The sequence below is a fragment of the Streptomyces sp. NPDC042364 genome, assembly GCF_056437585.1.
Map to the genome: position 1 here is coordinate 129,508 of NZ_JBWKAJ010000015.1, position 22,310 is coordinate 151,817.

The following is a 22,310-nucleotide window of genomic DNA, read 5'->3' on the forward strand; positions in this document are numbered from 1 at the left end:
CAGAGGTCCGACACTCCCGGTCGCGACGGGGTCAGGCCCAGAGGTTGGCGCCCCAGCGGGTCAGGATCAGCATGCCGATGACGCCGACGTGGGTGACCGGCAGAACCCAGGTGAACTCGGCGAGGAACCGCTTCAGCCAGCCGGGAGCGGCCAGGAAGTCGTTGCGGACGTTGAACGAGGTCACGTACCAGAACATGATGATCGTCGCGACCCAGGCCAGCGAGCACCACAGGCACAGCGCGTTGATCCGGTACAGGGACTGGAACTGCAGCCAGGTGCAGAAGACGACGCCGAACAGGGTGCCGGCGTTGAAGGTCAGCCAGTACCAGCGGGGGAAGCGGGCACGGGCGAGCAGGCTCATGCCGACGCAGATGACGATGCCGTAGGCGACGAGACCGAGCATCGGGTTGGGGAAGCCGAACACGGAGGCCTGCTTGCTCTCCATGACGCTGCCGCAGGAGACGATCGGGTTCAGGCTGCACCCGGGGGTGAAGGTCTCGCCGGCGACCTTGGCTTCCAGGATCTTGAACTTGTCGATCGTGATGACCCAGGCGGCGAGCAGTCCGGCCGCGCCGGTGAGCAGCAGAAGGACCGCGAAGGCACGACTGGCGCCCACCGTGCGCGGGGGGTCGTCGTGTTCCGGTTCCATGGAGACGTCCCTGACTGTCGTCTTGCTCATCGCGTCGTATCCGTAGCTTCCGAAGGGCCTTTGGGGCACGGTCATTGTGTCGTACACCCTCGCGCGTCCACCGTTCGCTGGACGTAAATGTCGCCCCCGTCTCCCTGATCGGGCGACGGGGGCGGCATCGGCTTGACTCAGCCCAGTCGGGCTTCCAGCTCGGCCACGATCTCGTTCACACCGATCGCGACCTGCTCGCCGGACTCCATGTCCTTGAGCTGCACGACGCCTTCGGCGAGGTCCCGCTCCCCCGCGACGATCGCGTAACGGGCGCCGCTGCGGTTGGCGTTCTTCATCGCGCCCTTGAGCCCCTTCCCGCCGTACGAGAAGTCGGCCGCGATGCCCACCTTGCGCAACTCGGTGACCTTGGCGAACAGGACCCGGCGGGCCTCCTCGCCGAGCGGGACGGCGAACACGCTGGTGGAGGCGGGGAGTTCGAGTTCGACGCCCTCCGCCTCCAGGGCGAGGACCGTGCGGTCGACCCCGAGGGCCCAGCCCACGGACGGCAGCGCGGGGCCGCCGATCATCTCGGACAGGCCGTCGTAGCGGCCGCCGCCGCCCACCGCTGACTGGGAGCCCAGTCCGTCGTGGACGAACTCGAAGGTCGTGCGCGTGTAGTAGTCCAGGCCGCGGACCAGTTTGGGGTCGTCCTCGAAGGAGACGCCCGCCGCCGTGATCAGCTCGCGCACCTCCTCGTGGTACGCCTTGCAGGCGTCGCACAGGTAGTCACGCAACAGCGGGGCGTCACCGAGCTGCTTCTGTACCGACTCGCGCTTGTCGTCGAGGACACGGAGCGGGTTGATCTCCGCGCGCCGGAGCGTGTCCTCGTCCAGGTCCAGCCCGCGCAGGAACTCCTGGAGCGCGGCCCGGTAGACGGGACGGCACTCCTTGTCGCCCAGACTGTTCAGCAGGATGCGGAAGTTCCGCAGGCCCAGCGAGCGGTACGCCTGGTCGGCCAGGATGATCAACTCGGCGTCCAGGGCCGGGTCCTCGGCCCCGATGGCCTCGGCACCGACCTGGGAGAAGTGGCGGTAGCGGCCTGCCTGCGGCTGCTCGTAGCGGTAGTACGAACCCGAGTACCAGAGCTTGACGGGAAGGTTGCCCTGGCGGTGGAGGTTCGCCTCCAGGGTGGCGCGCAGGACGGAGGCGGTGCCCTCGGGGCGCAGGGCGAGCCGGTCGCCGCCCTTCGTCTCGAAGGCGTACATCTCCTTGGTCACGATGTCGGTCGACTCTCCGACGCCGCGGGCGAACAGCTCCACGTTCTCGAAGCCGGGCGTCTCGACGTAGCCGTACCCGGAGTTGCGCAGCGGGCCGGCGATCGCCTCACGGACCGCGAGGAACTGGGCGGAGCGGGGCGGCAGCAGGTCGTACGTGCCCTTGGGGGCCTGGAAGGTACTCACGGAAGCTCTCGTCACATTCCTCGTCGGGGAGGGGTCGTCGGACCCGCACCGCGTTCTTGGCGGCCTGCGGCCACCAACTGCCGCAGATACGGGTTGGCGGCGCGCTCCTGGCCGATGGTCGTCTGGGGGCCGTGGCCGGACAGCACCACGGTCGAGTCGTCGAGCGGCAGGCACACGCGGGCCAGCGAGTCGAGCATCTCGGCCATGTCACCGCCGGGCAGGTCGGTGCGTCCGATGGAGCCGGCGAAGAGCAGATCCCCGGAGAAGAACACGGAGGGGATCTCCGTGGTCTCGGGCATCCGGAAGGTCACCGACCCCTTGGTATGGCCGGGCGCGTGCGCGACGGACAGTTCCAGACCGGCCAGCTCCAGCTTCGAGCCGTCGGTCAGCTCCTTGACGTCGCCGGGCTCGCCGACGGTCAGCTCGCCCATGAGCGGCATGCCGATGGAGCGGCCGAGCGCCTTCTCGGGGTCGCTCATCATGTACCGGTCCTCGGGGTGGATCCACGCCGGTACGTCGTGCGCGCCGCACACCGGGACGACCGAGGCCACGTGGTCGAGGTGGCCGTGGGTGAGGACGACGGCGACGGGCTTGAGCCGATGCTTCTTCAGCGTCTCCTCGACTCCCTGGGTGGCCTGGTGGCCCGGGTCGATGATCACGCACTCCTCACCGGCGGCGGGGGCGACCAGGTAACAGTTGGTCCCCCAGGCCCCGGCGGGGAACCCGGCAATGAGCACGATCGTCCTTCTTGTGTCGTACGAGGGGTGGGTTGCTGTGGATCAGAGCCTACCGGCGCTGCCGTTTCCTCAGCGAACCCATATACGGTACGGGTCACACACGAACAGTCGACTCACGAGACGCGCGGCGCACCCGTCGACGTACGAGACGCATGAGGAGAGAACCCGGTGGTCAGCCAGGAGCAGCGGCGGCGTCAGCTCGCCCGGGAGAAGTTCTTGCGGCAGCAGCAGCGACGCACCCAGGCACGGCGCAAGGCACATGTCCGCAACGCCGTGATCGCCTCGGTCCTCGGCGTGATCCTGGTGGGCAGCGTGGCGCTGTACACGACCGACGTCCTCAAGGGCGACGACAAGAAGGACAACGCGAGCGCGGAGGTGTCGCCGAGCGCGTCGCCCAGCAAGGCGCCGGATCCGTGCGAGAAGCCGGCCGCGGGCAAGGTGAAGGAACTCACCTTCAAGAAGGAGCCCGCGCTCACCGTCGACAAGACCGCGAAGTACACGATGGACCTGCAGACGACCTGCGGGGACATCGGCATAGCGTTGGACGCGGCGAAGGCCCCGCACACCGTCAACTCGTTCGACTTCCTGGTGAACAAGGGCTACCTGGACCACACCAAGTGCCACCGTCTCACCACGCAGGGCATCTACGTGCTCCAGTGCGGTGACCCGAAGGGCACCGGCATGGGCGGTCCCGGCTACACGATCCCGGACGAGAACCTGAAGGACTCGCGTCTGAAGGGCGATGTGTACCCGGCGGGCACGGTCGCCATGGCGAACCAGTTCAACGCGCAGACGGGTGAGGGCAAGAACAGCGGCGGCAGCCAGTTCTTCCTGGTCTACCAGGACAGCCCGCTGCCGGCGAACTACACACCGTTCGGCACGGTCTCCAAGGACGGCATGAAGGTCCTGAAGAAGATCGCCGACGCGGGTGAGAACACCGGTATGGGTGACGGGACGCCCAACGCGACCGTGGTGATCAACAAGGCGACTGTCAAGAAGTCCTGACCGCCAACAGCGAAATTTCGGTCGCGCGGGATGCGGACAGGCAACCCGCTGGTCGCCTATGTTGGCGGTGACGAAACTGTGGACGATGCCCGGGGGAGCTGAGGCCCCCCGCAGGCATCATGTGGAGGAGGCGCTGTGAGCAGCGACCCGTGGGGCCGCGTCGACGAGACGGGGACCGTGTACGTGCGTACGGCCGACGGCGAGCAGGTCGTCGGTTCCTGGCAGGCCGGCTCCCCCGAGGAGGCGCTGGCCTACTTCGAGCGCAAGTACGAGGGCCTGGTCGTCGAAATCGGCCTCCTCGAGAAGCGGGTGAAGACCACCGACCTGTCGGCGAAGGACGCCCAGGCCGCGATCGACCACATTCGCGAGCAGGTGGACGCGCATCACGCGGTCGGTGACCTGGACGCGCTCAAGGTGCGGCTGGACAAGCTCGTCGAGACCGTCGAGGCGCGCCGTGAGGAGCGCAAGCAGCAGCGGGCGAAGCAGTCCGACGAGGCCCGGCACGCCAAGGAGGCGCTGGTCGCCGAGGCGGAGGAGCTGGCGCAGTCGGACCAGTGGCGGGCTGCCGGTGAGCGGCTGCGCGCCCTGGTGGACACCTGGAAGGGCCTGCCGCGGCTGGACCGGAAGTCCGACGACGAGCTCTGGCACCGCTTCTCGCACGCCCGCTCGGCGTTCTCCAAGCGCCGCAAGGCCCACTTCGCGCAGCTCGACGCGCAGCGCGAGGAGGCCCGCAAGACGAAGGAGAGGCTGGTCGCCGAGGCCGAGGCCCTGTCGAACTCGACGGACTGGGGCCCTACGGCCGCGCGCTACCGCGAGCTGATGGCCGACTGGAAGGCCGCGGGCCGCGCCCAGCGCGAGCACGAGGACGACCTGTGGAACCGCTTCCGCGGCGCCCAGGACGTGTTCTTCGCCGCCCGCAGCTCGGTGTTCGCCGAGCGTGACGCCGAGCAGTCGGAGAACCTCAAGCTCAAGGAGGAGCTGGCCGGCGAGGCGGAGAAGATCCTTCCGGTGACGGACCTGAAGGCGGCGCGTGCGGCCTTCCGCTCCCTCAACGAGCGGTGGGAGGCCATCGGCCATGTGCCGCGCGACGCCCGGCCGAAGGTCGAGGGCCGGATGCAGGCGGTCGAGCGGGCCATCCAGGAGGCCGAGGAAGCCGAGTGGCGCCGGACGAACCCGGAGGCCCGTGCCCGTGCCGCCGGTCTCACGGGCCAGCTCCAGGCGGCCGTGGACAAGCTGAAGGGCCAGATCGAGCAGGCCCGCGCCCAGGGCAACAACGCCAAGGCCGACAAGCTCCAGCGTGAGCTGGAGGGCCGCCAGGCGCTGCTGGACCAGGCGCTGAAGGGTCTCCAGGAGTTCGGCGGCTGACGACGCCGCGTGCTCAACGACGAGTGAGGGGCTCCCGTACGGACCGTACGGGAGCCCCTCACTCGTTTCCGGTCTGCTCGGGTCAGCCGGGCCTGCGCGCCGACGTCACCCGGTACACGTCGTAGACGCCCTCCACTCCCCTTACGGCCTTCAGGACGTGGCCCAGGTGCTTCGGGTCGCCCATCTCGAAGGTGAAGCGGGAGGTGGCGACGCGGTCGCGGGAGGTCTGCACGGCGGCCGAGAGGATGTTGACGTGCTGGTCGGACAGGACGCGGGTGACGTCCGACAGCAGCCGGGAGCGGTCCAGTGCCTCGACCTGTATGGCGACGAGGAAGACCGAGGACTGGGTGGGCGCCCATTCGACCTCGAGGATGCGCTCGGGTTCACGGGACAGCGACTCGACGTTGACGCAGTCGTTGCGGTGGACCGATACGCCGCTGCCCCGGGTGACGAAGCCGATGATGGGGTCGCCGGGGACTGGCGTGCAGCAGCGGGCCAGTTTGACCCAGACGTCGTCGACGCCCTTGACGACGACACCGGGGTCGTTGCTGCCGCGCCGCTTGCGGCGGCTGCGGGTGGGCGGTACCGACTCGTCGATCTCCTCGGTGGCCGCCTCCTCGCCGCCGAGGGCCTGGACGAGCTTCTGCACGACGCTCTGCGCGGAGACATGGCCCTCGCCTATGGCGGCGTACAGCGCGGAGATGTCCGGGTAGCGCATCTCGTGCGCGAGGGTGACCAGGGAGTCGCCGGTGAGGATGCGCTGGATCGGCAGGTTCTGTTTGCGCATGGCGCGGACGATGGCGTCCTTGCCCTGCTCGATGGCCTCGTCGCGCCGCTCCTTGGAGAACCAGGCGCGGATCTTGTTGCGGGCGCGCGGCGACTTCACGAAGCCGAGCCAGTCGCGGGAGGGGCCCGCACCGGCGGCCTTGGAGGTGAAGACCTCCACCAGGTCGCCGTTGTCGAGGGTGGACTCCAGGGGAACCAGGCGTCCGTTGACCCTGGCGCCTATGGTGCGGTGGCCGACCTCGGTGTGCACCGCGTACGCGAAGTCGACGGGGGTGGCGCTGGCCGGCAGCGCTATGACGTCGCCCTTCGGGGTGAAGACGAAGACCTCGTTGCGGGACAGGTCGAAGCGCAGGGACTCCAGGAACTCGCCGGGGTCCTCGGTCTCCTTCTGCCAGTCCAGCAGCTGGCGCAGCCACGCCATGTCGTTGAGGTGGTCGTCCTTGCCGGAGGTCCGGGGCGCGTCCGTGCGCACCTTGGAGGCGCCGGCGACGGCCTCCTGCTTGTACTTCCAGTGCGCGGCGATGCCGTACTCGGCGCGGCGGTGCATGTCGAACGTGCGGATCTGGAGTTCGACGGGCTTGCCGTTGGGTCCGATGACCGTCGTGTGCAGCGACTGGTACATGTTGAACTTGGGCATCGCGATGTAGTCCTTGAACCGCCCCGGAACCGGGTTCCAGCGGGCGTGGACGGTGCCCAGGGCCGCGTAGCAGTCGCGGACGGTGTCCACCAGGACGCGGATGCCGACCAGGTCGTAGATCTCCGCGAAGTCACGGCCACGGACGATCATCTTCTGGTAGACGCTGTAGTAGTGCTTCGGGCGGCCGGTGACGGTCGCCTTGATGCGGGCCGCGCGCAGGTCCTGTTGCACCTCGTCGGTCACTATGGCGAGGTACTCGTCGCGCTTGGGGGCACGCTCGGCGACGAGGCGGACGATCTCGTCGTACATCTTGGGGTAGAGGATCGCGAAGGCGAGGTCCTCCAGCTCCCACTTGATGGTGTTCATGCCCAGGCGGTGGGCGAGCGGCGCGTAGATCTCCAGGGTCTCGCGCGCCTTCTTCTCCTGCTTCTCGCGCTTGAGATAGCGCATGGTGCGCATGTTGTGCAGGCGGTCGGCGAGCTTGATGACCAGGACACGGGGGTCCTTGGCCATGGCGACGACCATCTTGCGCACGGTCTCGGCCTGCGCGGCCTCGCCGAACTTGACCTTGTCCAGCTTGGTGACGCCGTCGACGAGGAGGGCGACGGAGTCACCGAAGTCGCGGCGGAGCTGGTCGAGGCCGTACTCGGTGTCCTCGACCGTGTCGTGCAGCAGACCCGCCATCAAGGTGGCCGGATCCATGCCGAGCTCGGCGAGGATCGTGGTCACGGCGAGGGGGTGGGTGATGTACGGATCGCCGCTCTTGCGCTTCTGGCCCCGGTGCCAGCGCTCGGCGACCTGGTAGGCCTTCTCGATCTGGCGGAGCGTCGACGTCTCGATCTTCGGGTCGTTGCTGCGCACGATCCGCAGCAGCGGCTCCAGGACCGGGTTGTAGGGGTTGGAGCGCTGCACGCCGAGCCTGGCGAGCCGGGCGCGGACGCGGTTGGAGGAGCCGGAGCGGGCGGGCTGGCCGGGGGGCGCGGAGCGGGCCGGGGGCGCCGCCGGGGCGGGCGCGGGGCGCTCGGGCGCCGGGTCTCCCCCGGTGCGGCCGGAGTCGGCGGCGGGGGCGGGCTTGGGGCGCGACGGCTCGGCGGCCCTGTCGGCGGGTGCGGCCTGGGCGTGCTCGACCGAGCCCTGCGCGGGGTTCATCGCCTTGGAGTCGTCCTGCGCGGGCTTGCCCGCGGGGCCCGAGGCTGACTCGGGCTTGGCGGCGGTCAGGTGCTGGGCCTCGTCTGCCAAGAGAGCTCCTCGTGCGCGATCCGGGTCCCCCGGTCAGGCTCCGGAGCACCCATGGTAGCGATCCCGCGCCCCCGGATCGCCTTCAGGCCACTGTGAGGGCCGTCTACCGGTGAAACACGAGAGGCGGGCGCCGGATTCCTCCGGGCCCGCCTCGGGGTGCGTGTAGTGGTCAGTTACCGCACGTCAGGCGTCAGCGCCACTTGAGCAGCGAGGCACCCTTGATCTGGATCTCACGGTCCGCCGCGACATTGCCCCAGGGGACGTTCTTGATGATGCCGGACTTGCCGCAACCGGCGTTGTACCACTTGGTCTTGAAGCCCTTCGGGCCGCCCTTGACGAAGCCCTTCACCTTGATGCAGGGCCTCCCCCGCTCGGCGGCCCAGCGGTAGGTGACCTTCAGACCGGGACGGCCCAGGATGGCGCAGCCGTACTTGGACTTGCTCCACCTGCCCGGGATGCCGACGGCGTTCTTCCAGCTGTTGCAGGGGTTCGCCTTGAGGGTCACGGTGGTGGCGGTGTCGGCGACCTTGGGTGCGGCGCCGGCCGGGGCGGCAGCGGCGGACATGGCCGCGACGGACGCCACGGCGATGGCGCCGGACGCGAACTTGCGCGTGATGGTCATACTTTTCCTCCCGTTTCCTCCCCTTACGGGGAGTTCAGCATCGATCTTGGCAGGAGCGATCATGCAAAGCCAACCTCATTGAGCAAGATCTGAGCTTTCGCCACGATGTGCCGCGTTGCAGAGTTCCGTATGGCGAACGGCCGAACGGCCGAACACCCGGACGCCCGAGCGCCCGAGCGCCCGATCAGCAAACACGCGGACACGCGGAACGGGCGCCCCGGGGACGAATCCCCCGGGCGCCCGTTCATGTGATCGCGCGAACCGTCTCAGACGGTGATCAGCGCCTCCAGGGGCGCTCCGCCGAGCGCCGACTCCAGGCGCTGCCGTCCGGCCAGGAAGGCCAGCTCCATCAGCACCACGACACCCGCCACGTCGGCGCCGGCACGGCGTATCAGCTGAAGGGACGCCTCGGCGGTGCCGCCGGTGGCGAGGACGTCGTCGATGACCATGACGCGGTCGCCCGCGACGAGGTCCTCGGCGTGCACCTCGATCTCGGCGGAGCCGTACTCCAGGTCGTACGCCTGGCTGAGCGTGGCTCCGGGGAGCTTGCCCGCCTTGCGTACGGGGATGAAGCCGACGCCTGCCCGGACGGCGGCGGGGGCGCCCAGGATGAAGCCGCGGGCCTCCAGACCGACGATCTTGGTGGCGCCGTGCCGCACGGTCAGCTCCGCCAGCGCGTCCGTCAGCGCGGTGAACGCCGCCGGGTCGGCCAGCAGCGGGGTGATGTCCTTGAACATCACACCCGGCTCCGGGTAGTCGGCGACGTCCCGGATGCGGCTGAGCAGCAGCTCCTTGATGTCCGTCACCGCCGCTTACCGCCCCGGCCCCGACTGCGTGTCCCGGGCTGCGAGCGGGGGCCCACCACGGCGGGGGTCGCGTCCTCGTGCTCGTCCTGGTGGGCACCGTCGGTGGTGGTCTCCCGCGCCTGCTCCGCCTGGGCGCGCTTGGCGAGGACACGCTTCTTCAGCGCCTTCATCTGCGGCTCGCGCTCCTTGAGGTCGGCGACGAGCGGCGTGGCGATGAAGATCGAGGAGTACGCGCCGGCCGCGAGACCGACGAACAGCGACAGGGAGATGTCGTTGAGCATGCCCGCGCCGAGGACACCGCCACCGATGAAGAGCAGACCGGCGACCGGCAGCAGCGCGACCACCGTGGTGTTGATGGACCGCACCAGGGTGCTGTTGATCGAGCGGTTGGCGATGTCGCTGTACGTCCAGCGGGTCTGCTTGCCGATGTCCTTCGTCTGCTCCTTGAGGCTGTCGAAGACGACGACCGTGTCGTAGAGCGAGTAACCGAGGATGGTCAGCAGACCGATCACCGTACCCGGCGTCACCTCGAAGCCGACGAGGGCGTAGATGCCGACGGTGATGGTGATGTCGTGGATCAGGGCGACGAACGCGGCGACGGCCATACGCCACTCGAACGCGATCGCCAGGTAGATCACCACGAGGACCAGGAAGATCGCGAGACCCTGCCAGGCCTTGTCGGCGATCTGGTCGCCCCAGCTGGGGCCGACCAGCTCCGCGCTGATCTTGTCCGGATTGAGCTTGAGGTCCTCGGCGATGTCCTGCTTGATGCGGTCCGCCTGGCCGGTGTCCACACCGGAGACCTGGATGCGCAGTGCGCCGGTGCCGAGTCCCTGCACGATCGCGTCGTGGCCGGACGCCTTCTCAGCGGCCTCCTCCGCCTGGGAGGAGGAGACGCTGGTCTTCGGGGTGGTGAAGACGGCGCCGCCCTGGAACTCGATGCCCATGTTCAGACCACGTACCGCCAGGCCGACGATGGCCGTGATGGTGATCAGGATGGAGACCGCGTACCAGATCTTGCGGTTGCCGACGAAGTCGTAGCCGACCTCGCCGCGGTGGAGTCGTGCTCCGAGGTCACCGAGCTTCGACATCTCAGGCCTCCTTCGGGTCGGCGGGGGCGGGACGGCGCGTACGGCGCAGCGGCGGCTGCACACCCAGACTCTTCGGGTCGAGGCCCGACCAGCGATGGCCGCCTGCGAAGAACTTCCTGCGGGCCATCAGCGTCAGCAGCGGCTTGGTGAAGAAGAAGACCACGACGACGTCGAGCAGGGTGGTCAGACCGAGCGTGAACGCGAAGCCCTGGACCTTGCCGACGGTGACCACGAAGAGCACCGCGGCGGCGAGGAACGACACGAAGTCGGAGACCAGGATGGTGCGTCGGGCACGCGGCCAGGCGCGCTCGACGGCGGGGCGGAGTGAACGGCCCTCGCGAATCTCGTCCCGGACGCGTTCGAAGTACACGATGAACGAGTCCGCGGTGATACCGATAGCGACGATGGCACCGCAGACGGCCGGCAGGTTCAGCGCGAAGCCGATGGCCGGGCCGAGCAACGACATGATCACGTAGGTGAGCGCGGCGGAGACCAGCAGCGAGAGGATCGCGATGAACGACAGGCCGCGGTAGTACATGAGCAGGTAGATCACGACCAGGGCGAGCCCGATGGCGCCGGCGATCAGACCCGCCTGCAGCTGCTCACCGCCGAGCGCGGCGTCCACCGTGGTGACGCTGGACTCCTTGAAGGTCAGGGGGAGCGCGCCGTACGACAGCATGTTGGCGAGGTTCTGGGCCTCGTCCTGGGTGAAGTTGCCGGAGATCTCGGCCTTGCCGCCGGTGATCGGATTTTTCACCTCGGGGTGCGAGACCACCTCGTCGTCCAGGACGATCGCGAACTGGTTCTGCGGGGAGGGCTGGCTTGCGAGCTTGGTGGTGACATCGAGGAACTTCTTGCCGCCCTTGGAGTCGAAGTCCATGACGACCTTCCACCCGCCGGCGTTCTGGGTGTCGAGGATCGCCTCGGCCTTGGTGATCTCCGTACCGTCGACGCCCACCGGGCCGAGCAGCAACTTGCTCCAGACCTTGGGGGCTTCCTCACCACAGGCCACGATGGACTCGTTGTTCTTGCCCTTGCCGGCGGCGGCCCGCTGCTTGGGGTCGCTGCAGTCGAGCTTCGCGAAGGCCGCCTCGAGCGCCTGGGTGCTCTGGTCGGCGCTCGGGGTGGGGGTCGGCGAGGCCTTGTCGGAGGCCTTCGGGGAGCCGGAGCCGCTCGGGGTCGGCGTCGGGTCGGCCTTCAGCGCGTCGGTGACGGCGCGGCCCTGCGAGGTCGCGGAGCCCGTCGGGCTGGGGGACTCGGGAGACGTCGCCTTGTCGGTGCCCTTGTCCGCGTTCTTGTCGCCGGACTTCGACGGGCTCGGCGAGGCGCTGCCGCCGGCGTCACCGCTCGGCGGGGTGGTCGGGAGGGCCGCGGCTCCGCTGCCCTCGACCTTCACGACGGGGCGGAAGTAGAGCTTCGCGGTGGTGCCGACCTGGTCCCGGGCTTCCTCGGAGTCCGTGCCCTTGGGGATGTTGACAATGATGTTCTCATTGCCCTGTGTCTGCACCTCCGCCTCGGAGACGCCCAGACCGTTGACACGGCGGTTCATGATCTCGACCGCGGTGTCCATGTTGGTCTTGTTGATCGCGTTGGGCTGGCCGGGCTCGTTGATCGCCGTCAGCGTGATGCTCGTACCACCGGCGAGGTCGATGCCGAGACGCGGCTTGGTGTGTCCGGAGGCGAACATTCCCCCAGTGAGCGCCACGATGGCGATCAGGATGAGGGCCAGCGCGCGCCCAGGCTTGCTCTGGGTGCTGGCGCTCCGGCCCTTCTTCGGTGCTGCCACCTTCTCGTACTCCCTCTCGGGCCGCCGTGCGCGGGGTCAGCGCGGAGGCGGCCATGACTGGTGTCGGGAATCCGGGCGAGAACGGCACGTGCCCGGGGCGCGGGCGGTTCTCCGCCCGTGCTCCCGGGACGTGACTACTTCGCGTCGGACTCGCCGTCTGTCTTCTTCGGCTCTGCTTCGTCGGCCTTCGCCTCGACGGTCTTGTCGGTCGCGTCGTCGGACACGTCCTTCTTGCCGAGGTCGATGGGCTTGTCGTCGGAAGCGGCGGAAGCGTCGTCGGAGGGCTCGTCGGTCTCGGTGAGGGAGGAGGCGTCGTCCGGGACGACGTCGGACTTCAGGTCGTGCTCGATGCCGTGGACGATGCGGTTGTACTCGTCGTCGGACAGCACGGCGCCGATGGCGTTCTTCGCGAACAGCAGCTCGACGCCCGGCCCGGCGTCGAGGAGGACCGTGTCCTCGTTGACCTCCTTGACCGTCGCGTACATGCCCCCGATCGTGCGGACGCCGGAACCGGGCTGCATCTGGTTCCGCATGTCGACGGCCTGCTGCTGCTTCTTCTTGGCCGATCGGGTCATCAGGATCATGGCCCCGATGAGCACGATGAACGGGAGGAGGGTCACGAGACTCACGGGTCGGAACTTCCTTCACACGACCGCGATGGCGAGCGGCCTGATGGTTGGGGGTATGTGTGCCGCCGACAGGGGCGGCATCGGCGGAGTCTAAGCGAGTCCACCGTGATGGAACAACGCACAGCATGTCACCGTGGTTCCTTGCCGGGCGAGTACCGCGCCGTCACGAGACGGTCACGCCCCGAACAGGTCCTGTTGTCCGTTTCCGCCGGTCGCGCCGCGTGGCGGGGTGAGGCCGAGGTGGGTCCAGGCGGCCGGGGTGGCGACGCGTCCGCGGGGTGTGCGGGCGAGCAGGCCCTCGCGGACGAGGAAGGGCTCGGCGACCTCTTCGACGGTCTCGCGCTCCTCCCCCACGGCGACGGCGAGGGTGGACAGACCGACGGGTCCGCCGCCGAAGAGCTTGAGCAGGGCTTCGAGGACTCCGCGGTCGAGGCGGTCGAGGCCGCGGGCGTCCACCTCGTAGACGGCGAGGGCCGCGGCGGCGATGTCGCGCGTGATGATCCCGTCCGCCTTGACCTGCGCGTAGTCACGGACACGGCGCAGCAGGCGGTTGGCGATGCGCGGGGTGCCCCGGGAACGGCCGGCGATCTCGGCGGCACCGTCCGGGTTGATCTCCACGTCGAGCAGGTTCGCCGAGCGGTGGATGACGCGTTCCAGCTCGGCGGGCTCGTAGAACTCCATGTGCGCGGTGAAGCCGAAGCGGTCGCGCAGCGGCGGCGGCAGCAGCCCGGCGCGGGTGGTGGCGCCGACCAGGGTGAAGGGGGGCAGTTCCAGCGGGATGGCGGTGGCGCCGGGGCCCTTGCCGACGATGACGTCGACCCGGAAGTCCTCCATCGCCATGTAGAGCATCTCCTCGGCGGGGCGGGACATGCGGTGGATCTCGTCGAGGAAGAGGACCTCGCCCTCCTGGAGGGAGGAGAGGATCGCGGCCAGGTCGCCGGCGTGCTGGATGGCGGGGCCGGAGGTGATGCGGATGGGGGCGTCCATCTCCGCCGCGATGATCATGGAGAGGGTGGTCTTGCCGAGGCCGGGGGCACCGGAGAGCAGGACGTGGTCGGCCGTCGCGCCGCGCGCGCGAGCGGCCCGCAGGACGAGGTCGAGTTGTTCGCGGACCTTCTCCTGCCCGATGAACTCGTCCAGGTCCTTGGGGCGCAGGGCCGCCTCGACGGCCTGGTCCTCACGGTCGGCGACAGAACCCACCAGCCGCTCGGGGGCTGTCGCGTCGGTCGTGTCGTCCCAGTTCATCTGCTGTGCCTCGCGGGTCGCGGTCGGGTGGAGGGCGGTGGTGAAGGAGCCGTCGGGGCCGGTCCCGTGTACGGTGCACGGCCTCAACGGGGCGGTCAGCGGGCTCTGTTGAGAGTCTGGAGGGCGGCCTTCAGCAACTGGCCCACCTGGGGCGTGCCTTGGGTGGCCTCGGCCTGGGGGGCCACGGCCGACACGGCCTCGTCGGCCTCACGGGTCGCGTAGCCGAGGCCGATCAGGGCCGCGTGCAGCTGGTCGCGCCAGCCCTGGGTGACCGGGGCGCCGACCGCGGGGGCGCCGATGGGCTCGCCCAGGCGGTCCTTCAGCTCAAGCAGCAGTTTCTGGGCGCCCTTCTTGCCGATGCCGGGGACGGCGATCAGCGCCTTCTCGTCACCGGTCGACACGGCTCGGCGCAGGGCGTCGGGGGTGTGCACGGCCAGCATCGCCTGGGCGAGGCGGGGGCCGACGCCGCTCGCGGTCTGGAGGAGCTCGAAGACCTGGCGCTCGTCGTCGTCCACGAAGCCGTACAGCGTGAGGGAGTCCTCGCGGACGACGAGGGAGGTGGCGAGTTTGGCCGGCTGGCCGAGGCGGAGGGTGGAGAGGGTGTTGGGCGTGCACTGGACGGCCATGCCCACCCCGCCGACCTCGACCACGGCGGTGTCGGGAGCGAGTGCGGCGACCGTGCCGCTGACGAAGGCGATCATGCCGTACGGCCTTTCCGTGCGTGCGGTGCGTGGGCTGCGTGCCGGGCGACGGCCTGCTGGAGGCGGTTCTGGGCGGGGGCCCGCCAGATGTGGCAGATGGCGAGGGCGAGGGCGTCGGCGGCGTCCGCCGGCTTCGGGGGTGCGTCGAGCCGCAGCAGGCGGGTGACCATGGCGCCGACCTGGGCCTTGTCGGCGCGGCCGCTGCCGGTGACGGCGGCCTTGACCTCGCTGGGGGTGTGCAGGGCGACCGGGACGCCGCGGCGGGCGGCGCAGAGCATGGCGACGGCGCTGGCCTGGGCGGTTCCCATGACCGTGCGGACGTTGTGCTGACTGAAGACCCGTTCCACGGCGACGACTTCGGGGCGGTGCTCGTCGAGCCACTGCTCGATGCCCTGCTCCACGGCGACGAGACGGTGGCCGAGGTCGGCGTCCGCGGGTGTGCGGACCACACCGACGCCGAGCATGGTCAGCGGTCGTCCGGCGACGCCTTCCACGACCCCGACACCGCAGCGGGTCAGCCCCGGGTCCACCCCCAGTACGCGCACGCGCCCCTCCCATCGATCACCTGTTTGTGCAGGCTATCGGGTGCCACTGACAACGGCCGACAACGCGACGGGCCGACGGGGTGTCCCGTCGGCCCGTGGGAGTCCGCTCGGACGAGGAGTCCGTCCGGCTCGCGGCGGTTACGCGTCGACCTTGGCCATCACGTCGTCGCTGACGTCGAAGTTGGCGAAGACGTTCTGGACGTCGTCGCTGTCCTCGAGGGCATCGATCAGCTTGAAGATCTTCTTGGCGCCCTCCTCGTCCAGCTCGACCTGCATGGTCGGGACGAAGTTGGCCTCGGCGGAGTCGTAGTCGATCCCGGCGTCCTGGAGGGCGGTGCGGACCGCGACCAGGTCGGTGGCCTCGCTGAGCACCTCGAAGGACTCACCGAGGTCGTTGACCTCCTCGGCACCCGCGTCGAGCACGGCACCGAGGACGTCGTCCTCGGTCAGCTCGCCCTTGGGGACGATGACGACGCCCTTGCGGTTGAAGAGGTACGACACGGAACCCGGGTCGGCCATGGAGCCGCCGTTGCGGGTCATGGCGACGCGGACGTCGGAGGCGGCGCGGTTGCGGTTGTCGGTGAGGCACTCGATGAGCACCGCGACACCGTTCGGGCCGTAACCCTCGTACATGATCGTCTCGTAGTCGGCGCCACCGGCCTCCAGGCCGGCGCCGCGCTTGACCGCGGAGTCGATGTTCTTGTTCGGGACCGACGACTTCTTCGCCTTCTGGATGGCGTCGTACAGCGTCGGGTTGCCGTCCGGATCGGCGCCGCCCATGCGGGCCGCGACCTCGATGTTCTTGATCAGCTTCGCGAAGAGCTTGCCGCGCTTGGCGTCGATCACGGCCTTCTTGTGCTTCGTCGTGGCCCATTTAGAGTGGCCGGACATCTGCCTGTCTCCTTCGCGTAACCCATCCTGTACGAACGCCCCCAGGGTTTGACGGCTGGGGGACCCCCGGAGATCCTACTAGGACTCCGCCGCCCGGCTCGCGTGCACCATGTCGACGAACAGCGCGTGCAGCCGGTGGTCGCCGGTCAGCTCCGGGTGGAACGACGTGGCCAGGGCGTTGCCCTGGCGTACGGCGACGATGTGACCGTCGTGCTCGGCGAGCACCTCGGTCTCGGCGCCGACGGACTCGACCCAGGGGGCGCGGATGAACACTCCCTCGACGGGGGCGCCCTCGACGCCCTTGACGTCGACCGCCGCCTCGAAGGACTCGTTCTGCCGTCCGAAGGCGTTGCGGCGCACGATCATGTCGATGCCGCCGACGGTCTCCTGGCCCGAGCGCGGGTCGAGGATCTTGTCGGCGAGCATGATCAGTCCGGCGCAGGTGCCGTACACGGGCAGTCCGGCGCGGACACGCGCGCGCAGGGGCTCCATGAGCCCGAAGAGGACGGCCAGTTTGGAGATGGTGGTGGACTCGCCGCCGGGGATGACGAGGCCGTCCACCTCGGCGAGTTCCTCGGGGCGCCGCACCGGCCTGGCCACGGCGTCCGCCGCGGCCAGGGCGATGAGGTGCTCCCGTACGTCGCCCTGGAGGGCCAGGACGCCGATGACAGGTGCGTCGGTCATGTGAGTGGGGTCCCTAGGAAGGTGACTTGTCCGGTCCGGGGGGACGGAGGGGGACGACTTACCAGCCGCGGTTGGCGTAGCGCTCGGCCTCGGGGAGGGTGTCGCAGTTGATGCCGACCATGGCCTCGCCCAGGTTGCGGGAGGCGTCCGCGATGATCTTCGGGTCGTCGTAGAAGGTGGTGGCCTTCACGATGGCGGCGGCGCGCTTGGCCGGGTCGCCCGACTTGAAGATGCCGGAGCCGACGAAGACGCCCTCGGCGCCCAGCTGGCGCATCAGCGCGGCGTCGGCGGGGGTCGCGACACCGCCGGCGGAGAAGAGGACCACCGGGAGCTTGCCCAGCTCGGCGACCTCCTTGACCAGCTCGTACGGGGCGCGCAGCTCCTTGGCGGCGGCGTACAGCTCGTTGTTGTCGAAGCCGCGCAGCTTGGCGATCTCGTTCTTGATCTGGCGCAGGTGGCGGACGGCCTCGACGACGTTGCCGGTGCCGGCCTCGCCCTTCGAGCGGATCATGGCCGCGCCCTCGGCGATGCGGCGCAGGGCCTCACCGAGGTTGGTGGCGCCACAGACGAAGGGGGTGGTGAAGGCCCACTTGTCGGAGTGGTTGACCTCGTCGGCCGGGGTGAGGACCTCGGACTCGTCGATGTAGTCGACGCCGAGGGACTGCAGGACCTGGGCCTCGACGAAGTGGCCGATACGGGACTTGGCCATGACCGGGATGGAGACGGCGTCGATGATGCCCTCGATCATGTCCGGGTCGGACATACGGGCGACACCGCCGTCCTTGCGGATGTCGGCCGGGACCCGCTCCAGGGCCATGACCGCGACCGCACCCGCGTCCTCGGCGATCTTCGCCTGTTCCGGGGTGACGACGTCCATGATCACGCCGCCCTTGAGCTGCTCGGCCATGCCGCGCTTCACTCGGGCGGTGCCGGTCTCGGGGGTCTGGGCGGCGGAGTTGGGCAGCGTGCTGGACAAGGGTTCGACCTCGCTCGGTGGAAGAGGGTTTCTGCAATCACCGAGGAAACGGGAGGGGCGCAGGCCACTGCAAGGGCCAATGGGGAGGCGGTGGATCGTTTTTGTCTCGGGGCCCCGCCGTGGGGCTGGTGGCGGGCGGATCGTGCCCGCCGGAGGGGACCCGGTCGCCCTGCGGAACGCCGTCAGGTCGTCGGTCTGTCGGCCAGGGCCGCCGGGGGCTCGTCGTCCATCTCGAAGGCCAGGGGGAAGGGCGCGTGGCCGGCGAGGCGGAACCAGCGGACCGTGCGGTGGCGGCGCAGGGCACGGGCGGCCCGCACGGCGTCGTTGTGGAAGCGCCGGGCCATGGGGACGCGGCGCACGGCCTGGGCCAGCTCGTTCGCGGCCTCCTCGCCGCCGGGGGCCTCCCGCACCGCCTCCACCTGCTGCACCTCGCCGAACACGGCGCGCAGCGCCTGGCTCAGCTCGCTCTCGGCGACCTCGCGCTGCTCCTCCTCGGCCTGCCGTGCCGCGTGCGCCGCCTCGTAGAGGACGATGGAGGCGGCCGGGTCCAGCACGCCGGAGGTGGCCAGTTCCTGGGCGACCGAGGCTCGGCGCAGCAGTTGCGCGTCGAGCGCGGCACGGGCGGCGTCGATCCGCGCGTGCAGGCGGTCGAGACGCCCCGCCGTCCAGCTCAGGTAGAGGCCGATCGCGAAGAGGACGACCGCGATCCAGATGAGTGTCGAAGTCACGGGCCGCAAGGCTACCGGTGCCCGGCACGGCCGCCGGACCCGCCGCCGCGCCCGCGTTCCGGGCCAGGGGCCTGCCGCACGCGCTGGAGGGCGGGACGCGGTGCAGGGCGGGACGCCGGGGCGTGGGGGACATCGCCGGGGGCGGCCGGAGGTACCGGGGCGCGGGACCCGCCCCGGGAAACGGGTCGCGGTGAGCGGGCGCAGCCCGGTGAGGAGCGGGACGCTGGTGGGCCCGGGGAGACAGCGCCGGGCGGCCGGAGGTGCCGGGGGGCGCGGACCCGCCGGGGGCGGGACGTGGAGGACGGGACGCCGGTGGGCTCAACGGCCGCCGGAGGGGGCGGGAGACAACCGGGAGAAGCGGGACCGCCGGAGGGGGCGGGACACGGTAGCCGCTCGCGCATCGCCGGGCAGGCGCCGGAAGGCTCCGGACGCACGGGCCCCATGGGAAGACCGGGCCGCTGACCGGCCCGGCGGCCGGCGGCTGAACGGCGGGAGCAACCGGCGACGCGGGACCCACCGAAAGGGACGGGACGCCGTGCGGGTGCGGCACGCCGCCGGCGCTGGCGGGACCCGGTGCGCTGGGCCTGCCACCCGACGCTCGCCGGCACCTCCACGCCCCGGCGCCTTCCGGGCCGCCTCGGCAGCCATCCGCCTCCGCGTCGGGGCCCCAGGGCTGCCCGGGACGCTCACCTCGGTCGGCAGGGCTGCCCGGGACGCTCACCTCGGCCGCCAGGGCGCCCCGCCCACCACCTCAGGTCTCAGTCCCTCGCCAGCCCCAGCCGCGCGCGCAAGCCGATCCGCTCGTCCGCCGCCACCGAGGCCGCGCCCTCGGTGACCGTCTCGTAGACGCCGAGGATGTCCGCGCCGACCGTCGACCAGTCGAAGCGGCGGACGTGGGCGCTGCCGCGTTCGCGGAGCTCGGCGCGCCGGGCGGGATCGGCGAGGAGCCGCACGGCGGCGGTGGCGAGCGCGTCGGCGTCCTCGTTGGCGAAGAGCTCGCCGGCGGCACCCTGGTCGAGGACCTGGGCGAAGGCGTCGAGGTCGGAGGCGAGGACCGGGGCGCCCGCCGACATGGCCTCGACGAGGATGATGCCGAAGCTCTCGCCGCCGGTGTTGGGGGCGACGTACACGTCGACGCTGCGCAGGAAGCGCGCCTTGTCCTCGTCGCTGATCATGCCGAGGAACTCCACACGGGGGCGCAGTTCCTCGGGCAGGGATGCCACGGCCTCCTCCTCGTCCCCTCGCCCGGCGACCAGCAGCCGGGTCCGCGGGCGCTCGGCGAGGATCTTCGGCAGGGCCCGCATCAGGACGGGCAGACCCTTGCGGGGCTCGTCGATGCGGCCGATGAAGCCGAGCGTGTCGCCCTGCCAGTCGGGCTCGGGCTTGGCGCGGGCGAAGAAGTCGACGTCGACGCCGTTCGGGATGACGACCGCGTCGCCGCCCAGGTGCTCGACGAGGGTGCGGCGGGCGTACTCGCTCACGGCGATGCGCGCGCTGATCTTCTCCAGGGCGGGCTGGAGGATCGGGTACGCGGCGATCATCGCCCGCGAGCGCGGGTTGGAGGTGTGGAACGTGGCGACGATCGGCCCCTGCGCCGCCCAGCACGCGAGCAGGCCGAGCGACGGGGAGGCCGGCTCGTGGATGTGGATGACGTCGAACGTGCCCTCGTGCAGCCAGCGGCGCACCCGGGCCGCCGACAGGAAACCGAAGTTCAGGCGGGCCACCGAGCCGTTGTAGGGCACCGGGACGGCGCGGCCCGCGGAGACCACGTACGGCGGCAGGGGCGTGTCGTCGTCGGCGGGGGCCAGGACGGACACCTCGTGGCCGAGGCGGATGAGGTGGTCGGCCAGATCGCGGATGTGGAACTGGACTCCCCCGGGCACGTCCCAGGAGTACGGGCAGACGATGCCGATCCTCACGGGCGTCCCTTCCCGGAATCCAGGGAGGACCCCTGCGGGGATCTCCCAGGATCCTTCGCGGGATCGAGATCCGCGAGCCACAACCGCTGGAGCATGTGCCAGTCCTCCGGATGTTCGGCGATGCCGGTGGCGAAGGCATCGGCCAGCGCCTGTGTCATGACAGACGTCTTCTCCGCCCGGGTACCTGACTGGGGTACCTCGATCGGGGGATGCACCCGCCCCCGCATGACGGGCGAGTCGTCGTACCAGAGCGTGACCGGCAGCAGCAGGGCGCCGGTCTGCTGCGCGAGGAGCGCCGGTCCGGCGGGCATCCGGGTCGGCTCGCCGAAGAAGTCGACCTCGACTCCGGAGGCGGACAGATCGCGGTCGGCGACCAGACAGACCAGGCCGCCGTCGCGCAGCCGCCGGGCCAGGGTGCCGAAGGCGTGGCCGCCGTTGTGCGGCAGGACCTCCATCCCGAGTCCCTCGCGGTAGGCGACGAAGCGGTCGTACAGGCTTTCGGGCTTGAGGCGTTCGGCGACCGTCGTGAACGGGGTCTTCAGCTCGGTGGTGACCCAGGCGCCGGCGAGGTCCCAGTTGGCGAGGTGGGGCAGGGCGAGGACGACGCCCCTGCCCGCGGCGAGCCCCTCGGTCAGGTGGTCGACGTCCTCGACGGTGACGCCGGTCCTTATCCGCTCCTCGCTCCAGGCGGGCAGCCGGAAGGACTCCATCCAGTAGCGCAGGTACGACCGCATGCCCGCGCGGGACAGCTCCGCGAGCCGCTGGGGGCTCGCGCCGGGCACCACGCGCGCGTAGTTCGCCTCCAGGCGGCGTACGAGGGGGCCGCGCCGCCTCCAGGTGGTGTCGGCGATGGCGGTGCCGAGGCGGACGGCGACGGGTTCCGGCAGCTTCTTCACGGTGCTCCAGCCGAGGCCGTAAAGCCCGTCGGCGAGGCGCTCCTGGAGACCGCTCACGACGCCGCCCCGCTGTTCTGCGCGGGGTCCCCCGGCGCGGTGTCCCCCGGCGCGGTGTCCCCCGGCGCGGTGTCCCCCGGCGCCGCGGCGGCGGCCTCGGCCTCGGCCTCCGCGGACTCGCGGCGCACGGTGACCACGCGCTGGATCAGCGTGACGAGGCTGCCGACGGCGACGATCCACAGGGCGATCGGCAGCAGGACGTCGATGCCGGGCACGCCGAACGCGTGCAGCCCCGAGAGCCCGGCGGCGACCAGCGAGATCACCAGGCGCTCGGCGCGCTCCACCAGGCCGTTGACCGCCACCGGCAGGCCGATCGACTCGCCGCGGGCCTTGGTGTACGACACCACCTGGCCGCTCGCCAGACAGAAGATCGACACCGCGCACAGGACGTTGTCGTCGCCGCCGCCCGCGTACCACAGGGCGAAGCCGCCGAAGATCGCGCCGTCGGCGACGCGGTCGAGGGTGGAGTCCAGGAAGGCGCCCCAGCGGCTGGAACGGCCCATCTGGCGGGCCATGTTGCCGTCGACGAGGTCCGAGAACACGAACAGCGTGATGACGACGGTGCCCCAGAAGAACTCGCCCCGGGGGTAGAAGACCAGCGCGCCCGCGATCACTCCGGCGGTACCGAGGAGCGTGACCGTGTCGGGGCTGACGCCCCTGCGGATCAGAAACGCGGCGAACGGTGTGAGGACACGCGTGAAGAATGCACGCGCGTACTTGTTCAGCATGGCCTTCCCGAGGGTCGGTGTCGCCGGGCGGCCCCTGCTGGCCGTCGGCTGGCCCATCGTAGCCACGGGCGTGTGCGGGCGACCGTCGGGCGTCGGCCTGCCGTGTCCTGTCCGGAACGCGCCGGTGGCGCGGTGGGGGCGCGGCGGGGGGCACGGCC

21 protein-coding genes are annotated in these 22,310 nt (G+C 70.5%); 2 read left to right on the forward strand and 19 right to left on the reverse strand.

What is annotated here, in order from left to right; genetic code table 11:
• Positions 1–31 precede the first annotated feature (31 nt).
• The 3 genes from AC067N_RS27085 to AC067N_RS27095 form a co-directional block, all read right to left on the reverse strand.
• On the reverse strand, positions 32–679 hold the full coding sequence (locus AC067N_RS27085; RefSeq protein WP_478681487.1) for a vitamin K epoxide reductase family protein: 648 nt from the start codon (positions 677–679) through the stop codon (positions 32–34).
• A 137-nt stretch (positions 680–816) separates the two neighbouring features.
• Complete coding sequence (hisS, locus tag AC067N_RS27090) at positions 817–2,079, reverse strand: histidine--tRNA ligase (RefSeq protein WP_478681488.1); 1,263 nt, start codon at positions 2,077–2,079, stop codon at positions 817–819.
• An 11-nt stretch (positions 2,080–2,090) separates the two neighbouring features.
• Complete coding sequence (locus AC067N_RS27095) at positions 2,091–2,816, reverse strand: MBL fold metallo-hydrolase (protein WP_478681489.1); 726 nt, start codon at positions 2,814–2,816, stop codon at positions 2,091–2,093.
• Between the two features lie 168 nt (positions 2,817–2,984).
• Here AC067N_RS27095 and AC067N_RS27100 point away from each other — a divergent pair, with 168 nt between their 5' ends.
• Positions 2,985–3,821, forward strand: coding sequence for a peptidylprolyl isomerase (locus AC067N_RS27100; protein ID WP_478681490.1), 837 nt, complete (start codon positions 2,985–2,987; stop codon positions 3,819–3,821).
• 135 nt (positions 3,822–3,956) lie between these two features.
• Positions 3,957–5,186 (forward strand): DUF349 domain-containing protein, encoded by a 1,230-nt coding sequence (locus AC067N_RS27105; protein ID WP_478681491.1) that lies wholly within the window; start codon positions 3,957–3,959, stop codon positions 5,184–5,186.
• A gap of 82 nt (positions 5,187–5,268) precedes the next feature.
• On the opposite strand, the gene AC067N_RS27110 is transcribed toward AC067N_RS27105, so the two are convergent.
• The 16 genes from AC067N_RS27110 to pgsA all read right to left on the reverse strand — a co-directional run bounded on the left by AC067N_RS27110 (position 5,269) and on the right by pgsA (position 22,209).
• Positions 5,269–7,848 carry a RelA/SpoT family protein gene (locus AC067N_RS27110; protein WP_478681492.1) on the reverse strand — a complete coding sequence of 860 codons (2,580 nt, stop codon included), beginning with the start codon at positions 7,846–7,848 and terminating at the stop codon, positions 5,269–5,271.
• Between the two features lie 190 nt (positions 7,849–8,038).
• Positions 8,039–8,470 (reverse strand): hypothetical protein, encoded by a 432-nt coding sequence (locus AC067N_RS27115; protein WP_478681493.1) that lies wholly within the window; start codon positions 8,468–8,470, stop codon positions 8,039–8,041.
• A 266-nt stretch (positions 8,471–8,736) separates the two neighbouring features.
• Entirely contained in the window at positions 8,737–9,276 is a 540-nt protein-coding gene (locus AC067N_RS27120) for an adenine phosphoribosyltransferase (RefSeq protein WP_478681494.1), read from the reverse strand.
• Positions 9,273–10,367: a protein translocase subunit SecF gene (gene secF / locus AC067N_RS27125; RefSeq protein ID WP_478681495.1), complete on the reverse strand. Its 1,095-nt coding sequence runs from the start codon at positions 10,365–10,367 to the stop codon at positions 9,273–9,275. Before secF ends, AC067N_RS27120 begins: the two co-directional genes overlap by 4 nt.
• A gap of 1 nt (position 10,368) precedes the next feature.
• Positions 10,369–12,153 (reverse strand): protein translocase subunit SecD, encoded by a 1,785-nt coding sequence (gene secD, locus AC067N_RS27130; protein WP_478681496.1) that lies wholly within the window; start codon positions 12,151–12,153, stop codon positions 10,369–10,371.
• A 134-nt stretch (positions 12,154–12,287) separates the two neighbouring features.
• Positions 12,288–12,782 (reverse strand): preprotein translocase subunit YajC, encoded by a 495-nt coding sequence (gene yajC / locus AC067N_RS27135; protein WP_478681497.1) that lies wholly within the window; start codon positions 12,780–12,782, stop codon positions 12,288–12,290.
• A gap of 174 nt (positions 12,783–12,956) precedes the next feature.
• On the reverse strand, positions 12,957–14,027 hold the full coding sequence (gene ruvB / locus AC067N_RS27140; protein WP_478681498.1) for a Holliday junction branch migration DNA helicase RuvB: 1,071 nt from the start codon (positions 14,025–14,027) through the stop codon (positions 12,957–12,959).
• Between the two features lie 95 nt (positions 14,028–14,122).
• Positions 14,123–14,728, reverse strand: a complete 606-nt coding sequence (gene ruvA, locus AC067N_RS27145; protein ID WP_478681499.1) for a Holliday junction branch migration protein RuvA — start codon at positions 14,726–14,728, stop codon at positions 14,123–14,125.
• Positions 14,725–15,273 carry a crossover junction endodeoxyribonuclease RuvC gene (gene ruvC, locus AC067N_RS27150; protein ID WP_478681500.1) on the reverse strand — a complete coding sequence of 183 codons (549 nt, stop codon included), beginning with the start codon at positions 15,271–15,273 and terminating at the stop codon, positions 14,725–14,727. Before ruvC ends, ruvA begins: the two co-directional genes overlap by 4 nt.
• A gap of 138 nt (positions 15,274–15,411) precedes the next feature.
• Positions 15,412–16,164, reverse strand: a complete 753-nt coding sequence (locus tag AC067N_RS27155) for a YebC/PmpR family DNA-binding transcriptional regulator (protein WP_478681501.1) — start codon at positions 16,162–16,164, stop codon at positions 15,412–15,414.
• Positions 16,165–16,242: 78 nt separating this feature from the next.
• Positions 16,243–16,848 carry a pyridoxal 5'-phosphate synthase glutaminase subunit PdxT gene (gene pdxT, locus AC067N_RS27160; protein ID WP_478681502.1) on the reverse strand — a complete coding sequence of 202 codons (606 nt, stop codon included), beginning with the start codon at positions 16,846–16,848 and terminating at the stop codon, positions 16,243–16,245.
• A gap of 58 nt (positions 16,849–16,906) precedes the next feature.
• The gene (pdxS, locus tag AC067N_RS27165; protein WP_478681503.1) at positions 16,907–17,824 is read right to left on the reverse strand and encodes a pyridoxal 5'-phosphate synthase lyase subunit PdxS; all 918 of its coding nucleotides are present in this window, start codon (positions 17,822–17,824) and stop codon (positions 16,907–16,909) included.
• Positions 17,825–18,006: 182 nt separating this feature from the next.
• The gene (locus tag AC067N_RS27170) at positions 18,007–18,552 is read right to left on the reverse strand and encodes a LemA family protein (protein ID WP_478681504.1); all 546 of its coding nucleotides are present in this window, start codon (positions 18,550–18,552) and stop codon (positions 18,007–18,009) included.
• Between the two features lie 758 nt (positions 18,553–19,310).
• Positions 19,311–20,471 carry a glycosyltransferase family 4 protein gene (locus AC067N_RS27175; protein ID WP_478681505.1) on the reverse strand — a complete coding sequence of 387 codons (1,161 nt, stop codon included), beginning with the start codon at positions 20,469–20,471 and terminating at the stop codon, positions 19,311–19,313.
• Positions 20,468–21,424, reverse strand: a complete 957-nt coding sequence (locus tag AC067N_RS27180) for a phosphatidylinositol mannoside acyltransferase (protein ID WP_478681506.1) — start codon at positions 21,422–21,424, stop codon at positions 20,468–20,470. Before AC067N_RS27180 ends, AC067N_RS27175 begins: the two co-directional genes overlap by 4 nt.
• Entirely contained in the window at positions 21,421–22,209 is a 789-nt protein-coding gene (pgsA, locus tag AC067N_RS27185) for a phosphatidylinositol phosphate synthase (RefSeq protein ID WP_478681507.1), read from the reverse strand. Before pgsA ends, AC067N_RS27180 begins: the two co-directional genes overlap by 4 nt.
• Between the last annotated feature and the right edge of the window lie 101 nt (positions 22,210–22,310).

Coding starts and splice junctions, on each gene's coding strand:
- AC067N_RS27085 (WP_478681487.1), bottom strand. CDS start 679: ATGAGCAAGACGACAGTCAGGGACGTCTCCATGGAACCGGAACACGAC.
- AC067N_RS27115 (WP_478681493.1), bottom strand. CDS start 8,470: ATGACCATCACGCGCAAGTTCGCGTCCGGCGCCATCGCCGTGGCGTCC.
- secF (WP_478681495.1), bottom strand. CDS start 10,367: ATGTCGAAGCTCGGTGACCTCGGAGCACGACTCCACCGCGGCGAGGTC.
- ruvB (WP_478681498.1), bottom strand. CDS start 14,027: ATGAACTGGGACGACACGACCGACGCGACAGCCCCCGAGCGGCTGGTG.
- ruvA (WP_478681499.1), bottom strand. CDS start 14,728: ATGATCGCCTTCGTCAGCGGCACGGTCGCCGCACTCGCTCCCGACACC.
- AC067N_RS27155 (WP_478681501.1), bottom strand. CDS start 16,164: ATGTCCGGCCACTCTAAATGGGCCACGACGAAGCACAAGAAGGCCGTG.
- pdxT (WP_478681502.1), bottom strand. CDS start 16,848: ATGACCGACGCACCTGTCATCGGCGTCCTGGCCCTCCAGGGCGACGTA.
- pgsA (WP_478681507.1), bottom strand. CDS start 22,209: ATGGGCCAGCCGACGGCCAGCAGGGGCCGCCCGGCGACACCGACCCTC.